This window comes from Streptomyces niphimycinicus (assembly GCF_018883605.1).
Taxonomy (GTDB): Bacteria; Actinomycetota; Actinomycetes; order Streptomycetales; family Streptomycetaceae; genus Streptomyces; species Streptomyces niphimycinicus.
The window spans coordinates 1-16,009 of sequence record NZ_JAHLEM010000146.1 but is presented as its reverse complement, the minus strand read 5'-3'; the positions used below and the strand labels follow the sequence as shown (position 1 = coordinate 16,009).

General features: G+C 70.3%; 14 protein-coding genes. 6 read left to right on the top strand and 8 right to left on the bottom strand.

Translation table 11 applies throughout. The features are described 5' to 3' along the window. The first annotated feature begins 163 nt into the window (after nucleotides 1–163). The 4 genes from KN815_RS15015 (at nucleotide 164) to KN815_RS15000 (ending at nucleotide 6,139) form a co-directional block, all read left to right on the top strand. Nucleotides 164–1,963, top strand: a complete 1,800-nt coding sequence (locus KN815_RS15015; RefSeq protein WP_253208982.1) for a GH3 family acyl-acid amido synthetase — start codon at nucleotides 164–166, stop codon at nucleotides 1,961–1,963. Between the two features lie 44 nt (nucleotides 1,964–2,007). Continuing rightward, on the top strand, nucleotides 2,008–2,874 hold the full coding sequence (locus KN815_RS15010; RefSeq protein ID WP_216342439.1) for a class I SAM-dependent methyltransferase: 867 nt from the start codon (nucleotides 2,008–2,010) through the stop codon (nucleotides 2,872–2,874). Nucleotides 2,875–2,876: 2 nt separating this feature from the next. After that, nucleotides 2,877–4,058, top strand: a complete 1,182-nt coding sequence (locus KN815_RS15005; protein WP_253208981.1) for a hypothetical protein — start codon at nucleotides 2,877–2,879, stop codon at nucleotides 4,056–4,058. Between the two features lie 122 nt (nucleotides 4,059–4,180). Then, a complete protein-coding gene (locus KN815_RS15000; RefSeq protein WP_216342438.1) occupies nucleotides 4,181–6,139 on the top strand; it encodes an AfsR/SARP family transcriptional regulator in 1,959 nt (652 codons plus the stop codon). Between the two features lie 40 nt (nucleotides 6,140–6,179). Here the strand turns inward: KN815_RS15000 and KN815_RS14995 are convergent, their stop codons facing one another. The 8 genes from KN815_RS14995 to KN815_RS14965 all read right to left on the bottom strand — a co-directional run bounded on the left by KN815_RS14995 (nucleotide 6,180) and on the right by KN815_RS14965 (nucleotide 14,177). After that, nucleotides 6,180–7,775 (bottom strand): FAD-binding oxidoreductase, encoded by a 1,596-nt coding sequence (locus KN815_RS14995; protein ID WP_216342437.1) that lies wholly within the window; start codon nucleotides 7,773–7,775, stop codon nucleotides 6,180–6,182. Nucleotides 7,776–8,020: 245 nt separating this feature from the next. Further along, nucleotides 8,021–8,146 (bottom strand): hypothetical protein, encoded by a 126-nt coding sequence (locus KN815_RS51525; RefSeq protein ID WP_301184581.1) that lies wholly within the window; start codon nucleotides 8,144–8,146, stop codon nucleotides 8,021–8,023. A gap of 251 nt (nucleotides 8,147–8,397) precedes the next feature. Continuing rightward, complete coding sequence (locus KN815_RS14990; protein ID WP_216342436.1) at nucleotides 8,398–9,936, bottom strand: pentapeptide repeat-containing protein; 1,539 nt, start codon at nucleotides 9,934–9,936, stop codon at nucleotides 8,398–8,400. A 107-nt stretch (nucleotides 9,937–10,043) separates the two neighbouring features. Continuing rightward, entirely contained in the window at nucleotides 10,044–10,454 is a 411-nt protein-coding gene (locus tag KN815_RS14985) for a VOC family protein (protein ID WP_253208980.1), read from the bottom strand. Between the two features lie 60 nt (nucleotides 10,455–10,514). Next, nucleotides 10,515–10,892: an MPN domain-containing protein gene (locus KN815_RS14980; protein WP_253208979.1), complete on the bottom strand. Its 378-nt coding sequence runs from the start codon at nucleotides 10,890–10,892 to the stop codon at nucleotides 10,515–10,517. 99 nt (nucleotides 10,893–10,991) lie between these two features. Further along, nucleotides 10,992–11,876 (bottom strand): sugar phosphate isomerase/epimerase family protein, encoded by an 885-nt coding sequence (locus KN815_RS14975; RefSeq protein ID WP_216342435.1) that lies wholly within the window; start codon nucleotides 11,874–11,876, stop codon nucleotides 10,992–10,994. 72 nt (nucleotides 11,877–11,948) lie between these two features. Further along, the gene (locus KN815_RS14970; protein WP_216342434.1) at nucleotides 11,949–12,947 is read right to left on the bottom strand and encodes a sugar phosphate isomerase/epimerase family protein; all 999 of its coding nucleotides are present in this window, start codon (nucleotides 12,945–12,947) and stop codon (nucleotides 11,949–11,951) included. Nucleotides 12,948–12,971: 24 nt separating this feature from the next. After that, a complete protein-coding gene (locus KN815_RS14965) occupies nucleotides 12,972–14,177 on the bottom strand; it encodes a Gfo/Idh/MocA family protein (protein ID WP_216342433.1) in 1,206 nt (401 codons plus the stop codon). A 260-nt stretch (nucleotides 14,178–14,437) separates the two neighbouring features. Here KN815_RS14965 and KN815_RS14960 point away from each other — a divergent pair, with 260 nt between their 5' ends. Continuing rightward, nucleotides 14,438–15,433, top strand: coding sequence for a LacI family DNA-binding transcriptional regulator (locus tag KN815_RS14960; RefSeq protein WP_216342432.1), 996 nt, complete (start codon nucleotides 14,438–14,440; stop codon nucleotides 15,431–15,433). Nucleotides 15,434–15,541: 108 nt separating this feature from the next. Next, a partial coding sequence (locus KN815_RS14955; RefSeq protein ID WP_216342431.1) for a TOPRIM nucleotidyl transferase/hydrolase domain-containing protein occupies nucleotides 15,542–16,009 on the top strand: 468 nt, incomplete at its 3' end.

Sequence of the window (16,009 nt, the reverse complement as noted above, 5' to 3'; positions counted from 1 at the left end):
CCGAGGGCACCGGCTGTCGCCGGTCTCTCGTAAGGCCTCCAGGGCCGGGAACCACAAGGGATTCACCCGGCACCCGCGGGCCACCACGACCCCATCCAGCAGCAAGACCAGCCACCCCGCCGGGGCCCGGCTGGAATCCCTACACACGGATTAGGAACACGCGGTGCGGTACGAGGATGGATCCCCTTACGCGTACACCCCCGGCATCGGGGTGCCCCAGGGCGTCCCGGCGGTCAATGTCGGGTGGCTGGAGCACCAGGACGAGTTCCCCCGCGGTCAGGTGCCTACGGAGTTCGTCCACGCGCTCGCGGTCCTCTGCCGGGACAACTCCACCAATCGCACGCGGGGTCGGCAGAACTGCACACTCGCGCATCCCGAGGGGAAGCCGCCGCACACCGAGTTCGGGAAGGCACACGGCTTCGCCCGCTGCGGCAGCGTGGACGCCTACCGCGCGGCGGTCCCCATCGCCGACTACGCGTCGCTCGCCCCCTGGATCGAGTCGGCCGCCGCCGGACGGCAGAACGTGCTCAGCGCGGATCCCGCCGTGGTCTTCTTCAAGAGCAGCGGCAGCACCGGGGAGAGCAAACAGATCCCGATCACCCGGCAGTTCATGCGCACGTCCTTCTTCCCCTTCTACTACGCGGCGTGGGCCAACTTCGTCGAGCACTTCCCGGAAGCCGTGCAACGGGCGGACGCCACGCTCAACCTCAAGCACGACCCGGCCCCCGCCATCGGCGCGACCCGCTCCGGGCAGCCGCATCTGGGCGCCAGCCAGGTCGACTTCGGCCAGGCGTTCGGCGAACCCCTCGCGGCCGAGCCCGGCAGCCGGGCGCCCTGGGGGACCCTGCCGGACTTCGTGGACCCCGCGGACCACCTCCAGCGCAGCTATGTGCGGCTGCGCGCCGCGATCGAGCACGATGTGCGGTGCGTCATCGGTATCAACCCGGCCATGGTCGCCGCGTTGCCGTACCAACTCGTCCAGTGGTGGCCCCGGTTGGTCAAGGACCTGCACGACGGCACGATCGACGGGCATCCCGGCGGCACCCCCGACCCCGGCCGCGCCCGTCTGCTGGAACGGTCGGCGGAACGCGCGGGAGGGCTGCTGCCCACCCACGTCTGGCCCCGGATGCAACTGCTGTTCTGCTGGACCACCGGTCTGGCCTCGCTCTATCTGCCACGGCTGCGGGAGGCGTTCGGCCCCCGGGTCACCGCGCTGCCCGCCCCGGTGGCGGCGTCGGAAGGCTTCGTGGCCGTAGCGCTGGACCGCCATCTGACGGCCGGATCACCGGCGATCACCGGCGGGCTGCTGGAGTTCGTGGACGCCGACGAGGACCTCCGGCCCGACTCCGCCACCCAGCTCTTCCACGAGCTCGAGACCGGCCGTGAGTATCACGCCGTCATCAGCCACGTCGGCGGCCTCTACCGGTACGCGCTCGGTGATGTGGTGCGGGTGGTCGACCGGGTCGGGGACATCCCGCGGGTCGAGTACGCCGGCCGGCGCACCCTCTCGGACGCCGTCGGCGAGCGGCTGCGCGAGTCCCATGTGGTGACCGCCCTGCGCACCGCGCTCGCCTCCACCGGGCTGGACGTGCGCAACGCCACCTGCCGGGTGGTCGGCGCGGATGGGACGCGGACCGGCGGGGATCCGGCGGGCGCGGACCCGGCGCAGGACGCCGAGGCGCCGCGGTACGCCTTCGCCCTGGAACCGTTCCTTCCCTGGTCGGGCCGGGAGACCGCGGCCCTGGGACGGGCGGTCGACGCGGCGCTGAGCGACGCCGCCCCGGGCTACCGGTCGGCGCGTGGGACGGGCCGGCTGGGCGCCCCCGAGATCCACCGCGTGGCGTCGGACACCTTCGCCCGCGACTGGCAGCACAGGGTCGCCGCCGGAACCCGCCCGGCCCAGGTCAAGGACCGGGTCTTCCAGAACGACGACTCCGCCTGGCAGCGCCTGATCGGCGGCTGAGGCGCCCGGCCCTCTTTCCTTCCCCTCCTGTAAGGAGCACTCACGTGGCACGATTTGACGCGATCGCCCGGACGTCCCTGCTGACGGCGGCCCTGCGGGCCAAGGAGACCGAGCGACCGGACCGGCTCTACGAGGATCCCTTCGCGGCCCGGCTCGTGGGCGCCATCGGGGGCGATCTGCTCGGCCAGGTCGCCGAGGCGACCCGGCCCCATCGTGCCGAGCCCGGACAGAAGGTGCCGAGCACCTTCGACTTCAACGCGATCCGGACCCGCTACTTCGACGACCTTCTGCTCACCCAGGTGAAGGACAATGCGTATCCCCAGGTGGTGATGGTGGCCGCGGGCATGGACACCCGCGCCTTCCGGCTGCCCTGGCCCCGGCCGGTCGAGTTCTTCGAACTGGACCGTCCGGGCGTCCTGGAGGCCAAGGAGTCGGTTCTCGGCGACGAGCCGGTGCACCCGGGGGTCACCAGGCGTCTGGTCGGCGTCGACCTGCTCGGCCCGGACTGGACGGACGCCCTCCTCGCGGCCGGCTATCGTCCGGATGCGCCCTCCCTGTGGTTGCTCGAAGGGCTGCTGTACTACCTCACCGAGGACCAGACCCGGCAGCTTGTCTCCCGTGTCGCGGACCTGATCGCCCCCGGCAGCCGGATAGCCGCGGACCTGGTCAGCGCCACCACCCTCACCGCCCCCGCCGTCGTGCCGCTGCTCGAGGTCTTCGAACGCCTGGGCTGTCCCTGGCTGTCCGGGCACAACGAGCCGGAAGCGCTCTTCACCGAGTACGGCATCGAGGCCGAAGTGGTGCAGCCGGGTGAGGAAGCCGCGCACTACGGACGGTGGGCCGACCCGGTCCATCCGCGCCATGTCCCCGACGTCGAGCGGGTGTTCCTGGTCAACGGCGTGCGGAAGTGAGCATGGACACGCCTCGACGAACCACTGCCGGGCCGCACGACACCACCGGCCCGGCACTGGTGGGCGATCCCCCGCGACGGCCCAGGGTACTGATCGCCCCGGTCACCGTGACCCCTACCAAGGCACTGGGCCTCAGCCATGTCAAGGGACTGCTGTGGGTGGACGTCATGTACCGCGCCACCCGACTGCTGGCCGATGCCGACTACCTCTACAGCCACACCGCCTTCAACATCACCCGTCAGACCGCGGGCTTCTGGGAGTACCTGGACCGCGGCTGCCCCGACATCGACCCGTCCCGGTGCGCGGAGGACGACGTCGGCCGTCTCTACACGGCCTTTCAGGCACAGCCCTCGCCGCCACCGGACGAAGCGCTCCAGCCCTACGTCCGCGCGGTCGAGGAGATCGGGTGGACGCATCCGGTGAGCCGACGCGTCCTGGAGATCTGGCACGGCCACTATGACTGGCTGGGGCTGTACGACCCGGGCATCACCCGGACCACGCCGCCCAGGATGGGGCTCGAGGAGGTGGTCGAGTATCTCGCCAAGCGCGGTCTGTGTCTGGACGCCCGCCGCGACGGAGGCCCCGTCTACCTCGATGCCACCGCCCAGGGTCTGCCCCTGCGCCCGGTCACCTCGGCCGGCGGCCACCCCAACTATCTGGGCTGCGCCCTGCGTGACCTGGTGCCGATGCTGGAGCGGTACGACGAGATCGTGCTCGTTCACGACCGCGAGCTGACCGAGGACTACATCCTCCTCCAGAAGATCTTCGGCGCGCTGGGCGCCGAAACGCATCGCATCTGCCTGAGCAGAGTGCCGCTGGACGGCATCGTGCGCTCCAGCCGCCATGGAGTCGACCACCGGCACACCGTGGCCGGGCTCGCGGACGAACTGGGCGACTACGGAACCGCGGAGGCCGTCCGCCTCGGCATGCGCCTGTACTTCATCGCGGGTCTCGGCAAGGGCAGCGGTCAGTCATTCCGAATGGACCTGCTGCGCGAATTCATCGACCGGGCCGGGAAACTGCTCGCCAGGGACGATGCTCCCGATGCGCCGGATATGGAGGCGTTTCTGCGACGGAACACCGGCGGCCGGGCCTTCGTGGACGCCTACCGCCTCACCTCGGCGCTCCTCGGCAGACATCGCCGAGTTCCCCTGCGGGCCCTCACCTCGTCCGTCTACGGCTGAAATCCCCGACTCAGGACACTAGGTTTTTTTCCGGTGTTTTTGTCCGAGTCGTGGTTTAGCCTCATTGTTACCACGTTGTACAGAGCGTGGTGAGGTCTACTCGGCGTCCGAATGAGGTGGTTGTGGACTTCGCGCTTCTCGGTCCTCTCATCATCAACTTCGAGGGTCGTCAGTTGACCGTTCCCGCACCGCGGCAGCGCATTCTCCTCGCCGCGCTGTTGCTCAACGCCAACCGTGTCGTCTCCATCGACCGCCTTTCCCACTTTCTGTGGGACGGATTGCCGCCGTCCAGCGCCTGCGCCACCCTGCGGACCTATGTGATGCGGCTCAGACAGGTGCTCGGCCACGAGGTGGGCCGGCGGATTGTGACCCGTTCCCCGGGATATCTCATCGAACTGGACGAACACGAAAGCGATCTCGGCCGGTTCGCCGCGCACCGCCGTGCCGGCGAATCCGCCATCGCCTCCGGCGACCTGTCCACCGGCGCCGATGAACTGCACCTGGCACTGTCGCTGTGGCGGGACCAACCACTGCTGGACATCCCCTCGTTCACCCTGTGCGAGGTCGAGGTGCGGCACCTTCAGGAGCTGCACAGGCAGACTCTCGCCAAGCGGATCGACGTCGCGCTGGATCTCGGTCAGCACAACAGAATGCTTCCCGAACTGTGGCGGCTGGTCCTCCAAAGCCCGCTGGACGAGCCGATGGCGGCCCGCCTGATGCTGGCCCTGGCCCGCTCGGGGCAGCAGGCCGAGGCACTCGAGGTCTTCCGGCGCACTCGCGCCCTGCTGATCGACCAGTTGGGCGCCGAGCCCGGGCCCGAGCTGAGACACATGCAGCAGCGGGTGCTGAGCGACGACGAGCCGCAGCCGTCCGCCACGAAGCGCATGAGCGTTGTCCGGCTCTCCGGGAACCGGCCACGGCCGGCGCAGTTACCGGTGGCTCCCACCACCTTCGTCGGACCGGCCGATGAGTCCGCGGCACTCCGTTCCCTGCTGTGCACCCCCGTGTCGGACCCGGGTGGCGCCGCGATCGTGGCCCTCACCGGCGGGTCCGGCGTCGGCAAGAGCGCACTGGCCCTGCACCTGGCCCACGGCTTGCGGGACACCTTCGAGGACGGCCAGCTCTTCGCCGAACTGCGCGGCGCCGACGAGCAGCCGGCCTCCTCCGCCGACGTACTGGCCCGGTTCCTGACGGATCTGGGGCTGCCCCGATCGGCCGTTCCGCAGGGTCTGGCCGAACGGGCAGCCCTGTACCGGTCATTGATCGCCGACCGCAGGATGCTCGTCGTCCTCGACGATGCCCTCGACGCCGCCCAGGTCCGCGACCTGATCCCGGGGAGCGGCGGCAGTCGGCTGATCATCACCAGCCGTAACCACCTCGCGGATCTGGAGGGGGCGAGCACCTGCACGGTGAGCCCGCTCCCCGAGCACGCGTCACTGGAACTGCTGGGCGGCGTCGTCGGCCATCAGCGCGTGCGGGACGAGCCGTTCGCGGCCCGGCGGATCGCCTCCGTCTGTGCCGGGCTGCCGCTGGCGATCCGCATAGCCGGCGCGCGCTGCCTGGCCCGGGAGCAGTGGTCGCTCGGCGACATGGCCGAACGGCTCACCTCGTCCGGTCGATTATTGGACGAGTTACGTGTCGGCGATCTCACCGTACGCGCCGGTCTGCGGTCCGAGTACGCCGCTCTGCGCGCCCAGTCCACCCACCTCGATCCATCGGCGGGGCCGGTCCCCGACGCCGCCTTCCGCGCTCTGGGCCTTCTGGGCACCGCCGAGGTCACCCCCGAGCCGGTGGCGATCATGCTGAATTGCCGGGTCCACCAGGCGCAGGACGCCCTGGAACGGCTGGTCGACGCCCGGCTGCTGACCTCCCCGAGCCCCGGCCGCTACCACCTCAACGACCTGGTGCGGGCGCTGGCCCGGGAGGTGGCCGAGGAGTCACCGGTCGGCCCCATCGCCCTGCGCCGGACCGCTGACCTGGTACGACCGGGTCCGCGAGAAGATCAACCCCGATCCGCGGCACGGTACCCGGCCGCCGTTGCCGCGAAGCGGTGCCCCGCCCCCCGCTTTGGACGGCTATGAGTCCGCCGCGCACCGGCGCGGCGGCGTCGGTGCGCGAAGGTCAGGTTCCGATGCCTTGCGGATAGCTGAAGAAATTGGTCGGATCGTACGTCCGATTCACTCGGACCAGCCGGTCGTAATTCGCGCCGTAATATGCCCGCCGCCAGTCCTTCAATGTCGGATCCGGGAAATTCTGATAGGACTGCGGCGGAGGCGTTTCACCGAACATGCTCTGGTAGAACTCACCGAGCCACTGAAGATTCGCCGTGGCCACGCGTGGCGGATCGTAATCCGCCCAGGAGGTCTCCGCGGCGAGGATGAACACCCCGTTTCGGTGCACGAACGCCGTCGCGTCCGGCGGCACTTGGTTGATCTCGCCGCCGAGGGCGAACATGGCGAATCCGGCGCCGTCCTCGTTGTCGCTGCCCGGCCAGTCCAGCAGCTTTTCGGCGGCGGCACCGATCTGCTCGTCGGTCAGGAGCGTCCGGGAGGTCAGAACCGCCGACTTGGCACCGAACTGCTGTACCGGCGTGGTGGCGCTCAGCAGCGCGCTCGCCTGACCCGGAGTGACCTCGCGGACGGACGCCGCGTTGCGGGCGCGCTCCTGCGCCGTGCCGATGGCGAGCAGCGGAGCCAGGATGGCGCGCAACTCCGCGAGGTCACCGTAGTACTGGCCGATGGCGTTGACGCCCGCGTTGGCGTGGATCTGGTCCCTGGTGACCCCGTGGGTCCCCATGCCGACGCGGAGATGGAACCGCTTGTCGTCCAGGGTGTGCACGGCGATCTGTTGCGCGGCGTCGATCACCGGCACCGCCGAGTCCAGGCTCCAGCGCAGCTCGTAGAAGCCCACGTCGCCCTGGAACCGCTCGTACTGGAACGTAAAGGAGGTGTTGACGCCGAAGTTGTTCCCGGCCCCGCCGCGACAGGCCCAGAACAGGTCGGGGTGCGAGTCCTGACCGGCCTCCACCACGCGGCCGTCGGCGAGCACCACGGTTGTCGAGACCAGCCGGTCACAGGTCAGGCCGAACATCTTGTCGCTGAAGCCGATACCGCCGCCGAGCACCAGTCCGGCCACCCCGACCGTGGGGCACCGGCCGGTCGGCACGAACATGCCGCGGTCCTCCAGCATCGGGTGCAGGTCGGCGTTGGTGACCCCGGCCCCCACGGTGAGGGTGCCCGCGTCGTGAACGACTCGCATCCGTCCGTACGTCCGGGTCCGGGAGCGGGCACCGGGCAGCGGGGTGGAGACGATGCTCTTCATACGGGCCATGTTGAGCAGCAGACCGGTGGTGGCGGAGTACCCGGCGTAGTTGTGGCCCGGCCCGGAACGGGGCACGGCGGGCAGCCCCACCGCGCGGGCCCAGCGGACCGCCGTACGGACATCCCTGGTCGTCGCGCATGCCACGATTCCCGCGGGGCAGATCCCGGCGTAGCGGTGGTTGAACGGAAGCGCCAGCGGTGGGTAGCCGGAATCTCCCGGCCGATAGAGCGTGGAACGCGATGAGAGCGCCTGAGCCAGCAGCTCCCAGTCCCGTTCGCTGACCCGATCCGCCACTTCGGTGGATGGCGCGGCAGCGGCGGGCGAGGACGACAGGCCCGCCACCTCCGCGCCCAGAACCCCCACAGTGCCCGCCCGCAGTACGTTCCGCCTGTTCATCAACGTGGCCGCCCTCACAAGAAGCGCTCCGGAGACGCGACTGGTCTCCCTCTCGCGCAGAGTCAACCGGCCATCGGCCGGCACAGCCGCGAAACGGATTCCCACCCACGGGCCCGCAACCCGAAAGATGGCCGACCTGCCGCTGAATGCCTCAGCCGGTACGACGAACAGGCCCGCGCTGATCCGGGCGCCCGCCGCCATCGGATCGTGCGACGGTGGCGATCGTCCGTACGCCTCCTGATCGCTCAGTCGACGGCCTTCAAGTCGCGCAGCGCGGAGGCGAGTTCGAGATCGGTGCGGCCATGGGTCTGCAAGCCCCGTTTGAACAGCTCCGCAGGCGGTTGCGCGACCGCAGTGGTGCCGTACCTCATCCGCGCCCTCGACCGCCGCCCGGACCAGCGCACGCCGCGCTACGGCGCCCGGCAGAGGTTCCCGGTGGCCTGGAGCGGGGTGCGCGGTGCCGTCTTGCTCCAGGCCGTACTGCTGCCGGGTCGACACGAGCCGGGTGCCGGCCAGCGTCGCCCGGCTCGAGACCTGCCTGGCGGCGGCCGCTGGTCACCTGAAGGCGGGTGGCCGGCCCGGTGGCCGGGCCGTGGCGGTGCCGGGACGGACGTCCGGGGCCTCATCGCTTCATGCGGCCACGGATCGCGAGGGCGGCGAGGCCGAGGAGGACCGGCTCCGAGAAGCGGGACGCCATCTCGATGTACCCGCCTGCTACGGTCAGGTCCTGGCCGCCGGAGCGGAACACGGCCGAGTTGAGTGTCACCTCCAGCGCCTTGTCCACGCGTTGGCCGGTGAACCGGTCCCCGGTGGGGTTCCGCGGGTCCACCTGGTCGATCTCGAAGGTGACCTTGCCACCCGGGGGCGGCACCGTGGCCGTCGCCTCCTGCTGCGGGGAACCCTGGGGCAGGCCGAAGCCTGTCAGCAGCACCACGGTGAGGAACATCGAGGCCGCGAGCCAGCCGAGCGCGCGTGAGGCGCGCAGTCCGTAGCCGGACAGCAGCCAGTACGCCTGGAGCAGCCAGCGGTCCGCCTCACTCCACGTACGGCTGTGGCGGCGCATCTCCATCTCGCCGTAGTAGAAGTCGGCGGCCCCCGGTTCGTCGCGGGCGTCCTCGCGGGCCTTGCGCAGTTGCCGGTAGGTATCGGCGAGGGCGGCCGGGTACGGGGCCGGTCCCGGGGTCTGCCAGCCCCTCCACCACGCCTCTTCGACGATGACATGCCGTCGGGTCCAGCGCGGGCCGCGGGGCGGTTCGGCGAAGACGCAGGAGCCCTCGATCTGTAGTTGGTCGAGGTGATGGGTTCCCGTGAAGACACACCGTGACAGGTCGACGTCGAAGAGGAGCAGCATGGACGCGTCGACACCGGAGAGCGAGGTGACCGAGGGGCGCCGGTCGGGCGCGGTCGGGTAGGCGGGGAGACCGGAGCGCGCCACATGGTGTTCCATCGACGTCAGGGTGCATGGCTCGGCGAGACGGGCGTGTGTGAGGTCGATGAAGGCGCCACTGGCCTTCAGGGTGACCGGCGCCTCGAACCAGGCGCCGGTGAAATCGACGTACTCGGCGACGACTTGGGCGACCGTCGGCTTGGTGATGTGGCTCTCTCTGAGATCCAGCAGCCGGACGCCGTGAGCCCCCATGAACCAGGGCCCGGTCGCGAACGACGCACCGCGGAAGGCGAGGTGCCCGGCCAGGGTGGTGCCGCCGGTCGTGCACCGCACCTCGTCGAAGTTGGCGAGCCCATGGAATTCGGCCCGGTCGAACCGTGCGGCCGAACCGAACATCACGCCGGCGAACACGGCGTCCTGCCGGAACGTCGCCTCCGTGAACCACGCCCCCTTCTCGAAGCACACCATGTTGAAGTGGGCGGCCCCGGTGAAGACGGCCTTGTCGAACCGGGCCCGTCCGAAGCGCGGCCGCTCCTCGCCGGGCCGGCACAGCGCGTCCAGCAGTTCGTCCAGCAGTTCACCGCTGATCTCGGTGCCTCGCGCGTCGATGTCGTCCCCGGGTGTCAGGGTCGCGAGGTAGGCGCGGCGTTCCTCTTGACCGAGGTGCCCGAGACACCGCTCGAATCCGCCGATCCTGATACCCGTGCATCCGACCGACTCACCCCCCGTGGCCCCGTCACCGCAGTGGTACCAATCCGGCGCAGTGATTTCCATGGGAGCCATCCCACCAGCGCGCAGGGGCCGTTCGCAGCCATTTCACGGGTGTCCGTACGGCCGGCGGAGGAGGGAGACAGGAGCGGATCCCGGCCCCCTCGCCCCCGTTACTCCTTGTCCGCTCCGGCGGCCGGGCGGGGACCGCCGAAGCCGTGCGCAGACAGGTCGAACCAGTTGCCCTCCGGGTCCATGGCCCGATACTCGGCGAAGGGACGGTTGGTGAAGCGCTCGGCGGGCTCATCGGCTCCGGCGGCGACCAGAGCGGCGGATGTCTCGGATGTGTCGGCGACATGGAATGCGAAGTGGTTCATGCCCACGGGGGTGTCGCCGTCGAGTTGATGCTTGATCAGGGCGAGGCTGAGATACCCGTCGGAGAGGAAGCAACTGCCATCGGGGTCCCGGTGGAAGAGCTCCATGCCGAAGATCTCGCTGTAGAACTCGGCGAGCTTCTCGGGGTCACGGGCGACGATGGCCAGATGCCGCAGTTTGGGCCGGTCCGGGGTGGGCGCGTCAGACATGGGCGATTCCTTCGGTTCTCGGAAGCCGGGGGAGCGACCGGTCGGTCGGGGTCATCGGCCTCACACCGCCAGCACGGCGTTGGTCCGTATCCGCAGCGGCAGTTCGGCGCACGGCTGATGAGGGTTCTCGGGTGAGGGCGGCGCCCAGGCGGCCAGGGCGTGGTACATGACGTCGCCGCGGCGTTCCAGATAGCAGATGAGGTTGACGGGCCAGCCGGTGTTGCCGAAAACGTGCTGATCCATCGGGGTGGGGCGCTCGCTGAGGATGAGTTTCCGCTCCTCGGGCGGGCCTATGCGATGCCAGTCGGGATGCATATGCACCGACCCCAGGATCTCCAGACCGTCGGCCTCGGCCTCGCGTGAGACCCTCAGCAGGTCATGGGAGTCGATCCACCAGCCACGTGTCTCGTTCTCGTATGCCGAGCCGAAGAGCGGCACGATCGACTCGGTGAACTCGCGGCGCGCGGCGGCATCCGTGCCTTCAGCCCCGCCCTCATTCCTGCCTTCAGGCGTCGGGCCCTGACCTGCCCCGCGGGGTCAGCCGCCGCCGAGTGTGCCGGCGCCGAAGTACTTCTCGATCAGGGTGGTGGCCTTCTCCCGCTGGCGGACGCTGATCTCGGCGGCCTGCTCCTCCCAGCCGAACACGCACGAGGACACCACGCCGTCGAAGCCGACCGGGGCGAGCGCGGCGAACACCTCGTCGAAGTCGACCTCGCCACGGCCGATTTCGGCGTGCTGGTGCACCCGGGCGGGCGATCCGGGCGGGTTGACGATGTAACGCAGCCCGTTCGAGGCGGTGTGGTCGAGCGTGTCGGCCAGATGTACATAGGTGACCTTCTCGCCGGCGTGGGTGATGATGCCGGTGGCGTCGTCGCCCTGGTGGAACGTGTGCGGGGTGCAGTAGAGGAACGAGATCCAGTCCCGGTTGAGCCCCCGTACCAGGTCCACCGCGGCGTGGCCGTCCTCGATGAAGTCGTCGGGGTGCGGTTCGAGCACCAGCTTCAGGCCCTCGCGCTCGAAGACCGGGATCAGCTCGTCCATCGAGCGCAGAAACCGGCTCTCGGCGAACTCCGCCGCCTCGGGACGGCCGTTGAACTCGGAGTTCATCGTGTCGACGCCCAGATCCACGGTCATCTGGATGGCCCGCCTCCAGGCCCGGACGGCGGCCTGCCGCTCCTCCTCCCCGGGGCCGGACCAGCGCAGCACCGGCAGCACCGAGGCGATGCCCACCCCGGCGTCGGCGGCGCGTTTGCGCAGCTTGGCGACGGTGGCATCGTCGGCGCGCGGGTGGCCGAAGAAGGGAACGAAATCGGCCTTGGGCGAGAGCTCCATCCAGGAGTAGCCCATGCGCGCGACCACATCGGGCAGCTCCAGCACGGAGTGTGTCGCGTAGAACATCTGTGGATCCAGGGCGAGTTTCACCGCTGTCCTCCGTCGCGATTGGTGGGGGGGTGCCGCGTGGCCCGGGGCCCCGGCCCACATGTCGGTAGTCGGTCAGAGTTCGGCCGCGGCCTGGTTCAGGTTCCTGGCGGCCAGGGCGAGCCCCTCGGTCTGGGAGTACGCGGCGTCCTCGTGCTCGATGTTGACGGCCATTTCGGGATCGACTTCGGCGAGGGCGCGCAGGAACTCCGTCCAGTAGGCCACGTCGTGTCCGATGCCGACGGCGACGAACTTCCAGGCGGGGTCCTTGGGCCAGGCGTTGCACCAGAATCCGTAACCGGTGGGCACCTTGCCGGGATCGTCGGCCGGTACCCGGGTGAACGAGGTGTCCAGTACGCCGCGGATGTCGGCGCCGGGGCAGAGCATGGCGTCCTTGGCGGCGGCGTGGAACACCAGCGGGCCCAGCCACTTGATGGCGGCGACGATGTCCATGCCCTGCCACATCAGATGCGACGGGTCCATCTCGGCGCCGAGGTTGGTGGCGCCCGTCTCGTCGATGAGCCGCTTGAGCGTGACGGGGGAGAACACCACGTTGTGCGGGTGCATCTCGATGGCCACCCGGACGTCGTTCTCGCGGGCCAGGGCGTCCATCTCCGTCCAGAACTCGACGGCCACACCCCACTGGTAGTCCAGCACGTCCATGTAGACGCCGTCCCACGGGTTCACGACCCAGGAGGGGTACCTGGCGCCGGGGTCCGAGCCGGGGGTGCCGGACATGGTCACGACGTGCCGCACACCGAGCAGGCCCGCGAGCCGGATGGTGCGCCGCAGATCCTCGGCGTGCTTGGGCCCGACCCCCGGGAGCGGGTTGAGCGGGTTGCCATTGCAGTTGAGCCCGGTCAGCTCCATCCCGCGGTCGGCGAACGTCGCCAGATACTCCTCGCGCGCGGTGGCCGAGGACAACAGCAGGTCGACCGGGCAGTGCGGGGCGGGGATGAAACCACCGGTGTTGACCTCCACCGAGGTCAGCCCGTTGGACCGCAGCACATCGAGGGCCTCGGTGAGGGTCCGGTCGTGCAGACAGGCGGTGTAGGCGCCGAGCTTGAGGGCCATTGCTTTCTCCTTCGGTGTGGTGGGTCAGGCGCGGGGCGGAACCGTGGCGACCGCGCCACCGTCGCGGGAGGATGCGACGACCGCCTGGATGATTTCCATGGTTCGCAGCGCGTCGGCGAACGTGGCGCATGCGGGCAGTGGTTCGGCGACCCCCGCCACCTGGTCGAGGAAGGCCCGGGCCTGGTAGGTGAACATCTCGGCGTTGCCGCCGCCCACGCCCGGCGCCTCCATCGGGTAGCCGCCCGCGAAGTACGGCAGTTGCGGACCGGCGATGATGTGGCGCGCGCCGCGTGTGCGGGCCTCCGGCTGTGCGTCGTCGAAGAGGTACTCGGCCGGCCGGTGCTGGTCGAACGCGGCCCGGCCGCCCAGCCCCACGACATCGAAGGCGAGCCCGTTGGGCAGGCCGAAGGCGGTGCGCGACAGCGAGAAGGTGCCCACGAGACCGGACTCGAAGCGCGCGGTGAAGGACGCCGTGTCCTCGTTCTCGACCGGGCCCACCTCATCCGAGACGGGCGCGGCGTTGTGCCCGACGACCGCGCCCAGCGGCAGCGGCCGCTCGGGGATCTGCGTCGACAGCGAGGCACCCGAGACCGAGACGATGGGCCCGGCGACATACTCGGCGACATCGATGACATGCGCGCCGACGTCCCCGAGCGCGCCGGAGCCGGGGCCGCCCTTGAACCGCCAGCTCAGCGGCCCGTTCGGGTCGGTCGCGTAGTCGCACCAGTACCGGCCGCTGAACAGGCTGAGGTCGCCCAGCTCGCCACCCCGGACATGGTCACGGATCGCGGCGATGGCGGGGGAGCGCCGGAAGGTGTATCCGACGGCGGTCACGACATCGGCGGTGCGCTCGACCTCGGCCATCGCACGGGCGTCCGCGAGCGAGCCGGCCAGCGGCTTCTCGCACAGCACGTGTTTGCCCGCGGCGACGAGCGCCTCCGCGATCGGCCGGTGCAGATCGTTGCCGACGACGATGCTGACGGCGTCGATCGACGGGTCCTCGACGACGGCCTCCCAGCTCGGAAGCGCCTTCTCGTACCCGTAGCGGCGGGCGGCGTCCTCACCGAGCCCGATATTGGCGTCGGCGATCGCGGCCAGGCGGACCGGCGGCAGCCCGGCGCCGTAGACGGTGTTCACATTGCGGTAGCCCGCGGCGTGGGTGCGGCCGGCCATTCCGGCCCCGATCACCGCCACGGAGACGGGCTTGCCGGAGCTGGGGTGGGTGGGCATGGAGGTGCCCCCTTTCACGGTGAGGGTAGGACTCCGGGACGGTGCTTCTTAAAGCGCTTTAAGGGCGGCTTGCGCAGTACGATGCCCGGGCGCAAATGTCATGTCAATAGGTTGTCGGCGCTCCTCGAGTAGTCGACTTAAACCGCTTTAAGATCCTGGTAGTATCGACGTGTCTCCTGGGGGGCAAAGGGTGTTGCGCGAGGAGATGGCCGCGGGAGGTACCAGTGGATGACGTCGGTTCAGGGCGCCACCGGAGCGGCATGGACAAGCGTCCCCGGCTGGAGGACGTGGCCGCCCGGGTGGGGCTGTCCACGGCGTCGGTGTCCCTGGTCCTGCGTGGCGTGCCCGGCCCCAGCGAACGCACGCGGCAGCGTGTCCTGAAGGCAGCCGCCGACCTCGGCTACCAGGCGGACCGCACCGCCAGCCTGCTGGCCAGCAGGCGTACCCGGCTGCTCGGCGTGATGGTCGACATCCGCAGCCCCTTCCACGCCGAACTGGTCGAGCACCTGCACACGGCCGCCGAGGAGGTCGGCTACGACCTCGTCCTCAGCACGCAGACCCGCACCCGCGACGAGCACACCGCCGTCGAAACCCTGCTGGCCTTCCGCAGTGCGGCCCTGATCCTGCTCGGCCCGACCGCCCCCGCCGACACGCTCGCCGCCCTCGACCGCAAGGCACCCGTGATCGCCGTCGGCCGCCGGATCGCCGACGCCGAGCTGGATGTCGTCCGCACCGCCGACCACGACGGTGTGAGCCGGACCGTCGACCATCTGGTCGGCCTCGGCCACCGCGAGATCGTCTACGTCGACGGGGGCAAGGGCGCCATCGCCACCGACCGGCGCCGTGGCTACCGTACGGCCATGCGCCGCCACGGCCTCGGTGCGGATATCCGGATCCTGCCCGGCGACCACACCGAAGCGGCCGGTGAGCGCGCCGTTCGCCACCTCCTGGACAGCGGCGAGCTGCCCACCGCGGTCGTGGCCTTCAACGACCAGTGCGCCATCGGTGTTCTGGCCGCCCTCTCGCGCGCCGGCATCGCCGTCCCGGGCGAGGTGTCGGTGGCCGGTTACGACGACGACACCCTCTCCCGGCTCAGTTGCTTCGACCTGACCACCGTCAGCCAGAACGCGCCGGAGCAGGCGCGGCAGTCGGTGGCCGCGGCCGTCGAACGCCTCGACCAGGGCCGCACCGAGCCCCGCGAGGTCGTCCTCCCGCCCCGTCTCGTCGTACGCGGCAGCACTGCCGGTCCGGCCTGAGCGGGCGGCGCCGTTCGTCCGCACCGTCGGACCGGACCGCTCACCGGCGAGTGGCGCGCCGGTGGTATTTCCCTACCGTGGCGGCGGGAAAGGGCGCAGACTTCTCTCATGGCAGACATGGGGGCGTTCCGAGAAGCGGTCATCGCGTGGGCGGCCGGTGCGCCCGGCGACCGGGCGCGCGAGCTGGCCGCGCGGCTGCCCGTCCGGGCGGCCGTCCTGCTCGAAGGGCCGAGTGATGTCGCGGCGGTCAGCGCGCTGGCCGCACGCCGCGGCCGGAACCTGGCGGCCGAAGGAGTCTGTGTCCTGTCGATCGGTGGCGCCATGAGTGTCGGGCGCTTCGCCCGCCTCCTCGGGCCGTCCGGCCTGGGCCTTCGTCTCACGGGGCTGTGCGACGAGGCGGAGCGTGGCTACTACGACCGCGGCTTGGAGCAGGTCAGCGCGGAGGAATCCGACACAGCACGGCAACGGATCTTCGTCTGCGCGGCGGATCTCGAAGACGAGCTCATCCGCGCGCTGGGCGTGACCCGGGTGGAGGAGCTCGTCCGGGCGGAGGGCGACCTGCGTCCCCTTCAGACC

Excerpts from the sequence above, each read along its gene's own strand:
- KN815_RS14985 (WP_253208980.1), bottom strand. The coding sequence starts at position 10,454 with ATGTCTGACGCGCCCACCCCGGACCGGCCCAAACTGCGGCATCTGGCC.
- KN815_RS14990 (WP_216342436.1), bottom strand. The coding sequence starts at position 9,936 with ATGGAAATCACTGCGCCGGATTGGTACCACTGCGGTGACGGGGCCACG.
- KN815_RS14995 (WP_216342437.1), bottom strand. The coding sequence starts at position 7,775 with ATGAACAGGCGGAACGTACTGCGGGCGGGCACTGTGGGGGTTCTGGGC.
- KN815_RS14970 (WP_216342434.1), bottom strand. The coding sequence starts at position 12,947 with ATGGCCCTCAAGCTCGGCGCCTACACCGCCTGTCTGCACGACCGGACC.
- KN815_RS14960 (WP_216342432.1), top strand. The coding sequence starts at position 14,438 with ATGGACAAGCGTCCCCGGCTGGAGGACGTGGCCGCCCGGGTGGGGCTG.
- KN815_RS14965 (WP_216342433.1), bottom strand. The coding sequence starts at position 14,177 with ATGCCCACCCACCCCAGCTCCGGCAAGCCCGTCTCCGTGGCGGTGATC.
- KN815_RS51525 (WP_301184581.1), bottom strand. The coding sequence starts at position 8,146 with ATGAGGTACGGCACCACTGCGGTCGCGCAACCGCCTGCGGAGCTGTTC.
- KN815_RS15005 (WP_253208981.1), top strand. The coding sequence starts at position 2,877 with ATGGACACGCCTCGACGAACCACTGCCGGGCCGCACGACACCACCGGC.